General features: G+C 50.2%; 11 protein-coding genes, 1 tRNA gene and 1 pseudogene. 4 read left to right on the top strand and 9 right to left on the bottom strand.

The annotated features are described in order from the left end of the window. Window positions 1-88: 88 nt before the first annotated feature. The 5 genes from H6F90_RS11635 to H6F90_RS11615 all read right to left on the bottom strand — a co-directional run bounded on the left by H6F90_RS11635 (window position 89) and on the right by H6F90_RS11615 (window position 2587). Window positions 89-970, bottom strand: a complete 882-nt coding sequence (locus H6F90_RS11635; RefSeq protein WP_190552637.1) for an Arm DNA-binding domain-containing protein — start codon at window positions 968-970, stop codon at window positions 89-91. Window positions 971-1131: 161 nt separating this feature from the next. Further along, window positions 1132-1205: transfer RNA gene (locus H6F90_RS11630), tRNA-Pro, on the bottom strand. Between the two features lie 46 nt (window positions 1206-1251). Next, window positions 1252-1617 carry a DUF1818 family protein gene (locus tag H6F90_RS11625; protein ID WP_190552636.1) on the bottom strand — a complete coding sequence of 122 codons (366 nt, stop codon included), beginning with the start codon at window positions 1615-1617 and terminating at the stop codon, window positions 1252-1254. A gap of 104 nt (window positions 1618-1721) precedes the next feature. Further along, a complete protein-coding gene (locus tag H6F90_RS30030; protein WP_199295876.1) occupies window positions 1722-2363 on the bottom strand; it encodes a hypothetical protein in 642 nt (213 codons plus the stop codon). Continuing rightward, window positions 2360-2587: a DNA-directed RNA polymerase subunit omega gene (locus tag H6F90_RS11615; RefSeq protein WP_190437156.1), complete on the bottom strand. Its 228-nt coding sequence runs from the start codon at window positions 2585-2587 to the stop codon at window positions 2360-2362. Before H6F90_RS11615 ends, H6F90_RS30030 begins: the two co-directional genes overlap by 4 nt. Before the next feature lie 160 nt (window positions 2588-2747). Between H6F90_RS11615 and H6F90_RS11610 the strand changes: the two genes are divergently transcribed. Next, window positions 2748-3464 carry a GDSL-type esterase/lipase family protein gene (locus tag H6F90_RS11610; RefSeq protein ID WP_190552635.1) on the top strand — a complete coding sequence of 239 codons (717 nt, stop codon included), beginning with the start codon at window positions 2748-2750 and terminating at the stop codon, window positions 3462-3464. Here H6F90_RS11610 and H6F90_RS11605 read toward each other — a convergent pair. The 4 genes from H6F90_RS11605 to H6F90_RS11590 all read right to left on the bottom strand — a co-directional run bounded on the left by H6F90_RS11605 (window position 3450) and on the right by H6F90_RS11590 (window position 8594). Then, window positions 3450-3980, bottom strand: a complete 531-nt coding sequence (locus H6F90_RS11605) for a pentapeptide repeat-containing protein (protein ID WP_190552634.1) — start codon at window positions 3978-3980, stop codon at window positions 3450-3452. The genes H6F90_RS11610 and H6F90_RS11605 overlap by 15 nt on opposite strands. Before the next feature lie 187 nt (window positions 3981-4167). Next, window positions 4168-4854 (bottom strand): hypothetical protein, encoded by a 687-nt coding sequence (locus tag H6F90_RS30025; protein WP_199295875.1) that lies wholly within the window; start codon window positions 4852-4854, stop codon window positions 4168-4170. 83 nt (window positions 4855-4937) lie between these two features. Next, window positions 4938-8066 carry a phosphoenolpyruvate carboxylase gene (gene ppc / locus H6F90_RS11595; RefSeq protein ID WP_190552633.1) on the bottom strand — a complete coding sequence of 1043 codons (3129 nt, stop codon included), beginning with the start codon at window positions 8064-8066 and terminating at the stop codon, window positions 4938-4940. A 306-nt stretch (window positions 8067-8372) separates the two neighbouring features. Beyond that, window positions 8373-8594, bottom strand: a complete 222-nt coding sequence (locus H6F90_RS11590; protein WP_190437165.1) for a hypothetical protein — start codon at window positions 8592-8594, stop codon at window positions 8373-8375. Between the two features lie 368 nt (window positions 8595-8962). Here H6F90_RS11590 and H6F90_RS11585 point away from each other — a divergent pair, with 368 nt between their 5' ends. The 3 genes and pseudogenes from H6F90_RS11585 to H6F90_RS11575 form a co-directional block, all read left to right on the top strand. Then, entirely contained in the window at window positions 8963-12322 is a 3360-nt protein-coding gene (locus H6F90_RS11585; RefSeq protein WP_190552632.1) for a DUF1574 domain-containing protein, read from the top strand. A gap of 77 nt (window positions 12323-12399) precedes the next feature. Further along, window positions 12400-13890 (top strand): MBOAT family protein, encoded by a 1491-nt coding sequence (locus tag H6F90_RS11580; protein WP_190552631.1) that lies wholly within the window; start codon window positions 12400-12402, stop codon window positions 13888-13890. A 484-nt stretch (window positions 13891-14374) separates the two neighbouring features. Beyond that, window positions 14375-14676: pseudogene (locus tag H6F90_RS11575) on the top strand (photosystem II q(b) protein); the annotation flags it as partial.

Raw genomic sequence — 14676 nt, 5'->3', positions numbered from 1 at the left:
GGTCGGCCAAGTTCGTCACTGTGTAGTTAACCGGGCTGCTGAGCAGGTATTGGCAGTATTCGAGTTTGCTAAAGCTCATCTCTTTAGTTTAGAGTTGCCCTGCGTAAGTCCTGACCAACTCATTCGGGTCCACCTTCTTGGACCTGCGAGCCAACAGCATCTTCTGCAAATGTGCTGTTAAACTCACAAACCGATCATCCTCAGTTTTCAATCCCTTAAATTGGCCTCGGTAGTAACTTTCAATGAAGTGCACTACCGAGCAATCATCGTTTAAGTGTCGCCACTTCAGGGCGATCGCCTCACCCAAACGGCAGCCAGTTCCCAGCAAAAACTCAACATAATCCGCATAGTGGCTGTAGTAGCGGTCAGCATGGAAGCCCTCAACAATGCGCTTAATCTCAGCATTAGAGAACGGTTTAGGCTTCTGCTTCCGTGGCACCTTCACCTTCACTTCCTGCCAAGGGTTAGAGTGAACCCACTTCTTTTTAATAGCCCAATTCCAGCAGGCATTTAACAACGAAATCCGCTCGCGTAGAGTAATCGGTTCTATCCGCTTTCCTAGCCAGCTCCTAAACTTCTCCGCCTCAGTTTCCCCAACTTGGACAACCAGCTTAGTTTTGAAAAATAATCCTAGATGCCCCAGCAACCCCTGATACTTCGCCAAGGATTGAGGGTGTAAGTTTTTGGTCTTGTAGTCAGTGAATTTCTGAAATAGCTCAACCACCAAGAGCGATTGCTGTTTGCTGCCCTCTGGTCTGTAGCGGTCAAGGGTGCGGTCAAATACTCCCGCTGCCATGTGGCTTTCAATCAATCGGGCTTTAGCTTCCGATACCTTCCGGTTCGTTACCGTATCGGGCAACTCCATGTAGAGATAGTATCGCTGCCCCTGGTAGCTCCATCGCAACCGCAAGCGATCGCGAATGACTTCTACAACCACGGTTCCTTTAGCGGCTTTCTTCTTAGCTGGCATTGAGTGCAGATTGTGATCAGAGTGAGACCAAACTGCACTCATTCTCTGCCCCTCTATGCGGTTTACAGCCCCTTTTTGCGGATTGCTATTGAGAACCACAAGGACTCAGGCAACTACCGTTTAAAACAACAAAACCTGCTCATTGAGCAGGTTCTATGCGATCGGAGCGGCGGGATTCGAACCCACGACCCCTACTACCCCAAAGTAGTGCGCTACCAAGCTGCGCTACGCCCCGTCGTGCTTTACGACTATACCATAACTTCCCAATTCGGCACAAAAAATTAGAAAACTTTCAGGACTCGAATAGCTTGTAGCAGAGCGGGCACTGCCGAATCAGGCCAACTGCCTTCTCCTCGGCGGCCAGTTTGTAAAATGAAACGCAAGCTGTAGGCATGGGGATAACCTTCGGCTTCTAGCCACAAGAGATCGCTTTCCGCTTCACAGCTAATCTTTTCTTCATCCATTAGTTCTGTAGCCATGTGCTGCATGGTGCCAGCAAGCTGCTCAGTCAGGCGGCAGAGATCGTTTAATTCCGCTTCGGTTATCTCAATGGCCCAGTCTGTCCCACCGACTAGCCCTTGAAATTCTTTGGCATTAGGGTCCCAGCCCAGTCGCCAACCGGGTCCACTTTTGACTAATCGTTCCATTTAAATGCTGTGGTATCTGCCCAGAAACTAAGCCTAAAAAGTAAAGGTAGTTCAGCAGACGTACATCCACTCAACTACCCGCTTAAATTAAATTGCATTAACTGCTAAGGCAAGAGCAACCGCGCATCTCCTGGCTTTGGTTGAGGGAGCCTTGGTGAAGTCGGAGTCCCTTGAGGCCGAGTTGAGCCTGATGGAACATTACTCGCTGGGTTCGGGTTGGGTTGAGCCGCTTGACTAGCCCGAGGACTAAACACATTAGTCAAAGCTTGCGCTAACGCATTCCGTTGGACTCGATTTAAACGACCAATAGCTATGCGATCGCCTTCTAGGGGGTTAGTCTTTAAGGTGTCGTACCCTGGATACTGAGATTCCTGCATCAGGCTGTTGGCACCCAAGTAGTCAGCCAAGGTTAGTTTCCAGTCCAAGCGATATCCAGGGGGTCGCCCCTTCACATAAATGTGATAGCGAATTAAGCGTCGAACCAACGTGTTGTTGGGGTCTACCTTACCTGTTTCTGTGCTGGTGTACTGGTTTTCACGGGGCAAGTTAGGGATCTGCTTATAGACTTGCTGCCAAGCATCATCAACTCTGACGACGCTTTGGGAAAAACCAGGGCTTTGAGAGAAAGCAGGGGCTGGATTGAGCAAGCTATGGTTGCCCAAACTCATTACCGCTGCGATCGCAGTTAAGCCCGCAACACTTAGAACAGTGGCAATAAACTTTAGAATTTGATTTCGTCTTTTCACTCGCCAATAATTTCTGGTTGAGTTAACTCATCCGACATTTCCATGATCGCCCGTAGCACGGGTTTCATCTTGGGATCATCAATGCTGTCAAAATCTTCAAACCGACGACGCTTCGCCCGATTGGCAACTTGCACAGTGATCCGATAACGATTAGAAGCGGCCCCAATCAAATCTTCAGCCCGTCGCATGATTTGGGTGGTATCGAATACAGAACGCTTGTGCATAGAATTCTTAAGTTGGGAGAGCAATCTCTAGTCTATCAGGAGTCTCCCAGACGCTGTTTGATCCTTAAAAGTTGCGTTTATGTCTGCTTCTATAGATGCATCAAGATTTGCAAAGTTTTTGTTTGAATGATAAAGTCCGATTCAGCGTTCAGGCGATCGCATGCGAACCCTTGAATCTCCTATTTCTCAGCAACAACGTGGGCTTGTCTTTAAGCATCACCCTCAGAAGATTGTCGCCTTGGGTGACAGCATTGTGTATGGATTTGGCGATCCAGCCGGGGGTGGTTGGGTAGAGCGCCTGCGTCGCAGTTGGATGCTCCCGGATACTCCAGGTCATGTCCTTTATAACCTTGGCGTGCGAGGGGATGGAGTTCAGCAGGTAGCCCAACGGTTAGACGGTGAGTTTCGCCATCGCGGGGAGCTCCGAAACCGCGTTCCAGATTTGATTATTCTCTCCATCGGAGTGAACGATTCTGCCCGTTTGGGGCGACCTACGGGACGTAACTTTACCGATTTTGAGTTATTTCAAACTGAGATTAGCAATTTGCTAGACCAAGCAAAGCAGTTGTGCCCAGTTTTATTTGTTGGCATGGTGCCAATCGATGAAGCCAAGATGCCATTCCTAGACTGCTTCCATTACAGCCAGAGCGAGCAAGCACGTTACAAAGAAGTGACTCGATTGGCCTGTGCAGAGCGTCAGATCCCCTATCTGGACGTTTTTCAGCATTGGCTAGAGCGGGGTGAAGACTGGTGGCGATCGCGCCTGTGCGAGGATGGCCTTCACCCCAATGTAGCTGGCTATCAGTCACTGCTAGAGGATGTGTTGAATTGGCCCGCAATGGCTCAGTGGGCTCAGGTACCGTTAGCGACAGCCTAGGCTATCGCGCGTCGCTACTCCCGTGACTGAGTTAACTCCTTCAGCTCGTTTGCAGAGCTGGGCAATCTCGTAGCGATCGAGCACAGCATCGGTGAAATCTGCCCCAGTGATAGTCGCACCTTCAAAGCTGGTGCGGGTCATAATGGCTTCTTGAAAAATCGCATTGGAAAGATCTGCTCCTTGCAAAAAGACGCGATCGACCAAGGCTCCAGTGAAGTTAACGCCACTTAAGTTGGCATTGAGTAGCACACCTTTTGTCATGATGGCGTTAGTTAAATCTGCTCCCTGAAAATTAATCTCTCGCATTTCCGCAGCGACAAAAGTTCTGCCAACTAAGTTGGTATGGGAAAAGTCTTTGTTGTTTAAGTTGGCGTTGTTGTAGTTGACGGTATCAACCTGAGCCCAAGCGGGAGTCGCCCACAGGATGATCCATAGCCATGCCAAGCACAGCAGCAGAATGATGCCTAGACAACGCTGCAAAATAGGTTGAATCGCTTTCACAAGGAAGAATTGCATCGGTACTTCATCAAGTTTCTCAATAGCATCTTAAACCCCTGCCTTGACTGTCTACCCCTTCGAGAGAATGACCTAGATCGCTAGACGGGAAGTTTGACTGGTTTTAGAGCGTTGGTTTTAGGACACTGCTTCTAGAGCAACAGCTATAAAGCGGGCAAACATGAAGCGGGCAAACTGATTTTATGTTTCACGCCTGAGGAGGCATCTGGCCTGAGGCTTGTAGGAGTTGCCAAGCTTGGTCTACTGCTTGAACTGAAAAGCCAGCTTCGACTAACAAGTGCTGAGCTTCATCCACGGTGACTGACTGAAGGCTCGGAAGCTGGGTTACATCATAGGTATCCGGTTGCGATCGCGCTATGTCTTCCGCCCAAGTTTTCAGCTCTACTAGGTTGGGTGATGCGATCGTAGTATCTAGCTCTGCCTCGGCCCTAGGAGTTTCAGAACTGATTTGCTTGGTGGTGAGAAGCGCCAAGAGACAGTACAAAACTTCTGTTTGCAATGAGGTGAGAGCGGCAGGTGTTGCTAATGTAGCGGGTTCAGAAGTAATAGCGGGCACAACTGAGGCTCCCTCTGTGGCACTTTGAACTGGCTGATGGGAGGGATGAATGATTAGCGTTGGACTTGCTGGTACTTTGCGGGTTGCCAGCCCAGCTACAAAAGCTCCCAAAACTGCCCCAGTCCAAACGCCTGTGAGACTACCCCGCCACATAGCTCCAGGAGCACTTGCTGCTTGACAAACAAGTTTAGGTCCCCAAAATTGAGTTTCACAAGTTCGGTTCTGTGTAGCTAGACTAAGCTGCCCTCCCATATACGCACCAAAAATGCCGGACGTTAGCGCCGTAAACGTGCAAATTAGGGTACGTCTAGGAGACATCAGCGCCTCTTACAAGACTACTGGGTGGGCTGATTAAGCTGACTTAGGTTTTATTCTAAGCCAGCTTGCTAGTTCAACCTATATCAGCCTGTGTTTCGCATGCCCGCCGCAATGCCGTTGATAGTCAGTAGAGCACCGCGTAGCAGTTCTCCTTTGCTGTAGCGGGAGCGGATGATGGCAGTGGTGGAGCTAGTACGGTGCTGACGCAGACGCTTGAGCAAGGACACTTGCAAGAAGCCAAGGGGAACAATCGTGCCGTTGCGGAGCTGCACCGATCGCTGTAGCTCTGGATCACCATCGAGTAAGCGCTTATGGCCTGTGATAGTCAGGACCAAATCTCGCGTTAGGTGGTATTCCTTGGCGATCTGTTCGTACAAAGTTTCGAATCGGGCTCGGTCCTCTGGTTCTGACAGCTCTCCTACATAGTGATGAGCAATTTGTAGGTCCACTTTGGCCAAGGTCATTTCCACCTTAGAAATCACCATCTTGAAAAAGGGCCATTTGTAGTAGAAGTAGCGCAACAGTTTGAGATGTTCTTCTGGCTCTTCTTGTAAAAACTGCTCTAAAGCAGTGCCCACGCCATACCAAGATGGCACTAGGAAACGGCTTTGGGTCCAGCTAAATACCCAAGGGATGGCCCGCAAACTGCCCAAATCTTTTTTGCCGCCCCGTCGCGCCGGACGAGAGCTGATTTGAAGTTGACTGATTTCTTCAATAGGGGTGACTTGGTGGAAGAAGTCAACAAAGTCTGCCTGCTCGTAAATTAAAGCGCGATAGTGAATCCGCGATCGCCGAGACAACTCCTCCATAATCTCGTTCCAGGGTTCAATGTCATCAAACCCATTACGGAGCAAGCTAGTTTGAATCACCGCAGTGGTGACGGTTTCCAAGTTGAAGAGCGCCAGTTCTGGCAAAGAATACTTAGAAGCTAAGACTTCTCCTTGTTCGGTAATCTTGATTCGACCATTCACACTGCGACCAGGCTGCGCCAGGATTGCTTCGTAAGCAGGGCCACCCCCCCGACCGACCGAGCCGCCCCGACCGTGGAAAATCCGCAGATGAATTCCATAGGTTTCAGCGATTTGCTGCAACGCTTGCTGAGCTTTATGAATTTCCCAGTTGCTGCTGAGGAAGCCAGAGTCTTTGTTGCTGTCGGAGTAGCCCAGCATGACTTCTTGCAGCATCGGGTGCATCCCCTCTGGGTTAGTCACTGCTGCATGGCCCCCTGCGAGAAAAGCCCGATACAGAGGCAGTTCAAACAAATCCAACATCACCGAGGGAGCTTGCTTCAAGTCTTCCACGGTTTCAAACAAGGGAACTACCTGAAGGGTGCCAACACCAGTCGCTGGATCGTAGAGTCCTGCTTCTTTAGCCAACAGCAGTACTGCCAGCAGGTCACTAACGTTGTGACTCATGCTAATGACGTAGGTTTGGCAAATTTCCGGGCCAAACTCCTGCTGCAATTTCCGCACCACGCGGAAGGTTTCAATAATCTCGCAGGTTTTTTCGGAGAAGGGCAACTCGGCGGGAATCAGCGGTCGTCTAGTCTGCAACTCAGTCGCGAGCCAAAGCGATCGCTGAGCCTCCGACATCTCGTTGTAAGACTTGGGCAGAATTTGCAGATATTCCGCGACTTCATTAAACACATCCGAGTGACGGGAGCTTTCTTGACGGATATCCAGGTGGGCTAAGTTAAAGCCGTAAATTTCCACCTGACAAATCAAATTCTCTAGCTCGCGGCAGCTCAGACCAGTCGCAGTCAAGTTGCGGTGAATTAATTGCAGTTCTGCTAAAAACTCGGCTCCAGAGCGATAGGTATTTGCAGGCTGGCTCTCTAGGATTTCGTTTTGCAGGTAATCCCCTGTCTGCAAGCGGGAGTTCCGGGCCTGAGTATTTTCCAAGCGCTGAAGTACATAAGCCAGCTTGAGCCGATACGGTTCTTGGCGATAGCGGATCGCCAATCGGTCATAGACATCGGGCAGTTGCATCTGGTCCTGCTCTAGGGATTCCAGCAGGTCGGGTAAAACATCGCACCAATGCAGCGAGAGGCTAAGTAAGTTGGTCAACCGCCGCACCGACTGGAGGTACTTCTCTAAGACTAAGTTGCGCTGATAACAAGCGGTTTGCCAAGTGATCTGAGGTGTGACGGATGGGTTGCCATCGCGGTCTGATCCGACCCAAGAGCCAAACTTGCAAAAACTGTGTTGGGGTGGACGCAGGTGGGGGAATGAAGTATCAAGGGCGCGTTTGAAGCGTTGATAGAGCTGAGGGATGACATCAAACAACACTTCTTGGAAGTAGTGCAACGTATAGTCCACTTCATCCAAAACTGTGGGTTTAAACTGGTGCAACTCGTCGGTACGCCACCAGAGGCGAATTTCCTCAGTGAGTTGTTCTCGCAGGGCTTCTAGTTCCCAAGAAGACACTAAGTTGGCTGCATTACCCGCTTCTTCAATCCGATCGAGCTGCCGCAGAATTTTGGCAATCCGCCGCTGTTTATCCCGAATGGTATGGCGAACAATCTCAGTTGGGTGAGCGGTGAAGACAAGGCGCACATCTAGCTGATCGATTAATCTTTGAATATGCTGTGGTGGCACATTCAGTTCTCGCAGCTTGGGAAATAGCCCGTGAAATGTCCCCATCTCCCGGCGAGGTGGATTTGCTTCCTGCAGGCTCTTTTCTAAAAGATTGGCTTGTAAATCTAGTTGTGGCTCAGCAGCAGGCTGATCAAGGGGTTCGCCCATCAGTGAGGCGATTAAATCCTGGGAGCGATCGCCATTCTGCGCTCCACCGCCTTCGTAAGCGGCTCGATACTGTTGCTGCTGTCCTCGCTGCTCGTAGTGCTGCTCAACAATGTTGATTAATTGAAAGTACAGCGCGAAAGCCCGAGCGGCTCGAATCGCTTCGTTAAGGTCGAGCTTTTCGATTACTTTTAAGACTTCTGGCTCTAAGGCATTGGCGGCTTGTCCTTCTGGTGAGCACATGGCTCGCAGTTGATTTAACAAGTCCACCAGCTCTTGGCCGCACTCTTGCTGCAACACTGATTCCCACAAGTCTTCCACGACCTTTAAGCGTTCGCGGAGGGGAAATGCCGTTTTTTGATGCGGAAACAGCTCTGAGGTAGCGCTCACAGCCATTGTTTGTGATGCCTCTGGTGCTGACATGGCTACAGAGCTGTAGGCATCATCTGACGAATGGAAGGTTGAACTCATAGAGTCTGTTCCAGCCCAGTGAAAATACTCAACAATTTTATGGGTTAAGCTCTAATTTTGGGGGGTTTTAGCGTCAATAAAGCCTGACTCTGTCCCAATTCGTCGCTTAGTTAGGTCAATTCTGGAATCTATACCTCGTAACTTCTGAGGCAGTTCGCAAAAACAACGTCAGAAATTAACTAAGAGCCAGTTCAGAAGTATTTGAGATTTAGTCTCAAGTGATGATTGAGACCAGCCTCAGGCAGTACAACTGGGGCAAATTAGATTCAGAGCTAGAAAATAGTAGCAAATTCGAGTGACTTAAAGTTACTCGGAAATTTCGGAGTTAGAAGTATGAGTGACCGGAAAGTCTATATTAGGTAGGCGATCGCCTCTAAATAGTTCTTCACTCATCTGCCCCAACTCTTGCACACACTCTGCTAAGGCTTTACCGCTTAACAAGAATGCAAGCAAGGGAACGGTAGCTAGACTAAGCCAAGGGCTGGATTTGGATTGATCCGGGTTAGGTCGCTTTGAAGTGGATGGCATAGCAAGGCCTACAGACTGCTAATCAAGCGTTTAGTTGGAAAATTGTCAGGTTGAGGCGGCTTAATAGTCTTCTTACTCGTCTTAGCTAGCATGTGCTACGCTGCGTCAAAGCTCACCCTGTTGTAGTCAGGCTAGACAAACTAGTTGTAAAGCTTTCTACCGATCCCCAGTCATTTGGGGAGCTTAATATTGCTTGGTAATCGCAGACTAAGCTGTATTTGCACAGCGTCTCAGGATGAGATAGTCTTCGTCAGTATAGCGTTTCTGGGAGCGATCGCATCTGTCTGAGGGGTGTAACGCAGCCAGGGTGTGCTATTCGTAAAGGGCGAGCTTGCTCAGTTGAATCAATCCAACGGGTTGGGGCTTTGATGTTGAATGTAAATGAACGGGCTTCGGGTCGTCAGGCCGTCATAACACAGTGGGTTGTCCGAGCGATTAATCTGCAAGGAGTGCAGGTTCAAGTTAGGGTTCGGGGCAATCTCGTACATGTTTTATGTGAAGGGCACCAGGCTCCTGACTCAGTAGTGGTAATGAGTCGCGTGGTGGAGGCACTTTCACAAGCAGATTTAGCGGCCTTGCTACCCCCCGACCCCCATCCGATTTACCAGATTTTTCTCTATGGTCGTGGCTTTAGTAGCGATCGCCCCAGTTGGTCAGAGCCAATTTACCTCAACCAGCTTGATCGCCATTTAGAACAACTTAAGCATCTACAACCCCCGCCTCCTGACCTCTCTAGCTTTACCTTACGACAACCCCCTATCCGCTCCCGCTCCAATTCAACTACGTCTGACTCAACTACAACGGTAGTTAAAGCGGGTCCAACTACTCAAAAATCTAATAGACCTCCAGGCTCGCCAGCCACAGCAACTCAACCCAAAGCTCCAGCCCCATCCGCGCCTCCTCACTCCACCTCGGCAGCGGGCACAGCCCTCCTAGTTCCCAATCGTACTTTAGCCAAGCAAGGTCGTCCTGACGCGATCGCTCGCTATTTGAGTGAAACCTTGGGGGCAATGGGAGTTGCCGTTGAAGTGACAGCTAAGGCCATTCCCTGTACGCCTGATGCGGCTACTGACAGCCAGCACCGCAACCAGCGGCTTTGGATTATTTGCGAAGCGCCTTATAGCCCTGATCCAGCGTCTCTGGCAGAGCCGATCGCGCAGAAACTCCGAGGCTTGGAGCTGGATAGTTTTCGCGATGCTTTAGTTTTTAGCCAAGTCAGTGGCGAGCCGCGTCCAGATTGGCGATTGCAGGTTGACTTGACTCCGCCTGACGAAATGTTGAAAGAGTGGGCACGTTGGGGGGATGTGCAAGCGATCGCCCGCCTGCTGAATCGTCCCCTGGCCGCAGATCAAGTTGAAGTGGTGGCCGAGTTAAAAGAATCTACGCTGCATTTACTCTGTAGTGTCAAGAGTGTCAAACCTTCCTCTTCACCTAATTCATCGGCAGCGCCAGCGAGTGGAGCACCGAGCCAAACAACGGTTGTCCCCACCATTTCAACGTTACTAGAAGCCCTAGCCCCACAGGGTATTCACGCTGCTACTCTCTACGGTCAGGTGGCGGGTCAGGAAGCGCCTGCTTGGGTAGACTGGCTCAACTTGCCTGCGGCTCAACATGGCGCTTTGGCGGAGTCAGCCTTGGGATTGGCGCAACAAGGCGATCGCCCCGCCTTACAATTCTTGCTGAGTCGCTTGCTGAACCCCAACCTCGATTGGCGCTTAGCAACTGGAGGGGTACGCATTCAAGTCCTAGATCGAGAGGATTTGTTGCACATCATGAGCGATGCGCCCGTTTGCCCCAAGCAAAAGCAGGTGGGGCCAACCGTCGCTAAATTTGTGCGGCAACTCCAAATTCCGAATGTGTCGGGGATTCGAGTTTATGGTCGTCGAGCGGGTCAAAAGCGCCCCTTGTGGAGTTATGGTGCTGGCTTTGCGACTCGCGATCGCCTCGTGCCAGAGGCAACCCCAGAGTTTGCCGCTTCTGATGCCTATGTCAATGAGTTATTAACCCAACCGAATGAAATTGGTCTCCGCCCAGAGCTAACGTCCGAAGCTTTACAAGCAGCCCTGAGCCAAACGACCCAGCGGGTGACTCACAGGCTACAACAACTTTTGCTGCGATCGCAGTTGTTCTTGCCTAGCGACCAACCTTTAGGGCAACAAGCAGGCTACAAAGGCGCGGCAGTCGCTGTCGTTTGGGGCACCTTAGGGCTGCTGTTAACCCTGCAAGCAGACTGGGTTTTGGGCCAAATTCTCCAAGTCAGAACTAATGTAGCTTCGGTAGATGCTCGGCCCAAAACTGCGTCAACGAAAGCATCTACAGCCACAAAATCTGTTGCTAGTAAATCCCGTCCACCCTTGGCTGTGCCTAAACCCCCAGCATCATTAAAGAAATCTCCGGGGGAGGATAAAATAGCCTTTAATGCGTCTGGTTTTACCGAGTCGATTCCACCAGCGGCATCCTTGGCAGACGAGACTGGAATTGCTGCAAAGCCTTTACCTGCCGAACCGCTGAAAGCGACTGCTACCTCGGTTGCCATTTTGGCTGCAGCGCGATCGCCTTATCCAACCTTCAACAGTCGGCAATTAGATGAAAAATTGGCGCTCTACTACCAGCGTCTTGCGGAATCTGGCCCCCCCGATATCCTGATCATCGGGAGTTCTAGAGCCTTGCGAGGCGTTGATCCAGCCGCCTTACAAAAAGCTTTGGCGGCTCAAGGCTATGCTGGCTTGAGTGTGTTCAACTTTGGCGTGAACGGGGCCACGGCTCAAGTGGTAGATGTGATTTTGCGCCAGGTGCTCACGCCTGCCCAGATGCCGAAGTTGATTGTGTGGGCAGATGGTGCCCGGGCCTTTAACAGTGGCCGAGTTGATATTACCTACAATGCGATCGCGGCTTCTGAGGGGTATCGGCAAGTTTTAGCAGGTACAGTTCCTGATACACCCAGTGGTACTGCATCGTCCGCTGCAACTACAGTCGCAACAAGTAATCTGAGTACTGCAACTCCCGCGGGAACTCCCGCCGATACCAACAAAACGGTAGGTACTTCTTTAGCGGCTAGTTATCAAGCCTTGAACCAATGGATGAACGAATCCTTAGGTACCTTTTCTGCGACCTATGCTCAGCGCGATCAGTTGAAACAATTATTGCAGCAACAGTGGGCGGGTGTATTAAAGCCGGAGCCAACTTTAGAGCAATTGCTAGCGACTCAAGGGCAGTTTGGAGCAAAATCAGCGTCACCGAATGCCGAGGGTGTTGAGACAGATTCACTCCTCTACGCGATCGACTTTGATGGTTTCTTGCCGCTGTCTCTGCGGTTTAATCCTGCTACCTACTACCAGAAATACGCCAAAGTTTCGGGTGACTATGATAGCGACTATGACTCCTTTGAGCTGAAAGGCAAACAGACACAGGCGCTCGCGTCTTTAGTGCAGTTTACGCAAGCGAAGCAAATTCCTTTAGTCTTCGTGAACTTACCTCTGACCAAAGACTACTTGGATGCGGTGCGGATGGAACATGAAGAACAGTTTCGGCAGCAGATGCTCCGACTCGCCACTGAGAACGGATTTGTGTTTCGAGATTTGAGTCAGCTTTGGCCGGCTGAAAATGACTATTTTTCTGACCCGAGCCACCTAAATCGCTATGGTGCCTACGAAGTCTCGAACCGTTTGGCTCAAGACCCTCTGATTCCTTGGCCGCGATCGCAAACTTCAGCCTCTAACACCCCCTAAACTTGACCGATCTCGGATGGCAATCCCTCACGAGATGATTCTGTCTATTCTCGGCCCAGCTAGTTCTGCTCCTACCCATGACGTTTCTCTCGCTGACTTACGGACTTTTTCTGATCCTCGTTCTCGGCATCTATTGGTCGGTGCGAGAACCGTGGTGGCGATTATGGACCCTGCTGATTGCCAGCTTGGTGTTCTATGCTTCCTTGCAGGTGGTTTATATTCCCCTACTGTTTGCAAGTTTGTGGCTCAATTTCCGCATTGGGCAGGCGATCGGCGAGCCACCGGATTGGCGGATTGAAGATTGGCAGTTTGCCCAACAGGATTGGAATCGTCGCCGAGTTCAGCTGTTGTGGTTCGGGATTGCCGCCAATGTCTTATTGCTGGTGGGCTTTAAGTATGTGCCCTTCTTGCTCTCTAGTGTGGGGGGTGGTCTAAATTGGGCCGCCGCTCAGCAAAATGCTAGCTGGCTAGACGAAAATCTAGTCGTACCATTAGGGCTGAGCTTTTTTACTTTTGAATGTATTGCCTATTTGGTCGATGTCTATCGCGGTGCTCCTGCAACCCAGCAATTTCTCAAGTTCTCAGCTTATAAGCTGTTTTTTCCCAAGTTAATTTCTGGGCCGATTACTCGATTTCACCTATTTGCTACCCAGTTGAAGGCGCAGCAGTTTCCTAAGCCCGATCAGATCGTGGAAGGGATTTGGCTGATTGCTTGTGGCGCAGTGAAGAAAGGACTTTTGAGCGACAATATTGGCACTTTTGTTGATCTTTGCTTCAGTAATATCCAGCGGGCAGGTAGCGGCGACTTGTGGTTAGCGACCTTTGCCTATGGTCTGCAACTTTATTTAGACTTTAGCGGCTACGTGGATATTGTCCGAGGCAGCGCCATGTTGCTCGGCTTCAACTTGCCGCAGAATTTTGACTTTCCCTACTTCTCCACCAGTATTGCTGACTTTTGGCGACGGTGGCACATGACGCTGGGCGATTGGCTGCGAAACTACCTTTATTTTCCACTGGGTGGCTCCCGGCAGGGGTTACAGCGCACCTGCCTCAACTTGATGATTGTGATGCTGATTGCGGGAATTTGGCATGGAGCCGCTTGGGGTTTCGTGGTTTGGGGTGCTATCCACGGCCTCGCTTTGGTCGTACATCGGCTGACCCAGGTTTATAGCGATCGCACCCCTAGCCTCAAAGCTTTCTGGCTCAGCATTCCGGGGGCAGTTATTGCTTGGCTAATCACGCAACTGATGGTGTTTATAGCCTGGATCTTCTTCCGCTTACCTAACCTGAAGGACTCCACTTGGGTCGTGCAACATCTCTGGGGCCATGCAGCAGATGCTCAATTTACCCAAAAGATTTATCTGGAAGGGTTAAAAATGGAGCGACCGCAGATAGCCTTACTGTTGTGGTTAATTGTGGCTTTAATGGGCGTTGCCTATGCCTTCAATCGCGGTCTGAAATTACAAATTAATTGGCCGCTGAAGCTTTTGCTAGTGCCGTTGTTCTTTTTCCTGGTCTGGATGTTAGCGCCTCAAGGCAGTCTGCCCTACATCTACTTTGATTTCTAGAGCACTCTCTCCTGAGTCTTGTTAAAACAAGGAAGCCCCGATCAACTTGACCAGGGCTTCTATTTATTAAATGCTAGCTAATTTATACAAGTCGCTAGCGGTTTTTATTTGTTTTTATCTCTAAACGTATCTTCGCTAACTTCTGGCTCTGAGGCTAGGGTTAACCTACCCATTCGTTACCCAAAGCTTATAGGTATCCGCTTCAGAATATTTTTATGATTGCTCTCTAAAAAGAGCGATCGCCACCTTAAACGGTTGATTAAATGTTGAAACTATTAGCACAGAAACGACCCAAGCCGCGAGGTTAAAATCTCTTTACAGAAGTTCATTGCCTCCGATTGAGTGCTCTCAAATAATAAATATTATTTAACGGCCTTAAGGAAAGAAGTTAGGTTAAACCTATATATTAGGCAGTCAAGTTTTGGCTCCCTTAACTGCTTAATCACAATACATTCAAGCAAGTTAATTCAGCACTTATCCAACTATGACAACTACTCTACAAAGACGCGAAAGCGGTAACCTGTGGGAGCGATTTTGTGGATGGGTCACCAGCACCGACAACCGCCTCTATGTAGGCTGGTTCGGCGTCCTGATGATCCCCACCCTGCTCTCCGCCACCATCTGCTTCATCATCGCTTTCATCGCGGCTCCTCCCGTCGATATCGATGGTATTCGTGAGCCCGTCGCTGGCTCCCTCATCTACGGCAACAACATCATCTCTGGTGCTGTCGTTCCTTCCTCCAATGCGATCGGCCTCCACTTCTACCCCATCTGGGAAGCCGCTTC

Source organism: Trichocoleus sp. FACHB-591 (genome assembly GCF_014695845.1).
In the GTDB taxonomy this organism is placed as follows: domain Bacteria; phylum Cyanobacteriota; class Cyanobacteriia; order FACHB-46; family FACHB-46; genus Trichocoleus.
Note: the sequence above shows the minus strand (reverse complement) of the source record. Positions and strands in the feature narration are given on the sequence as shown.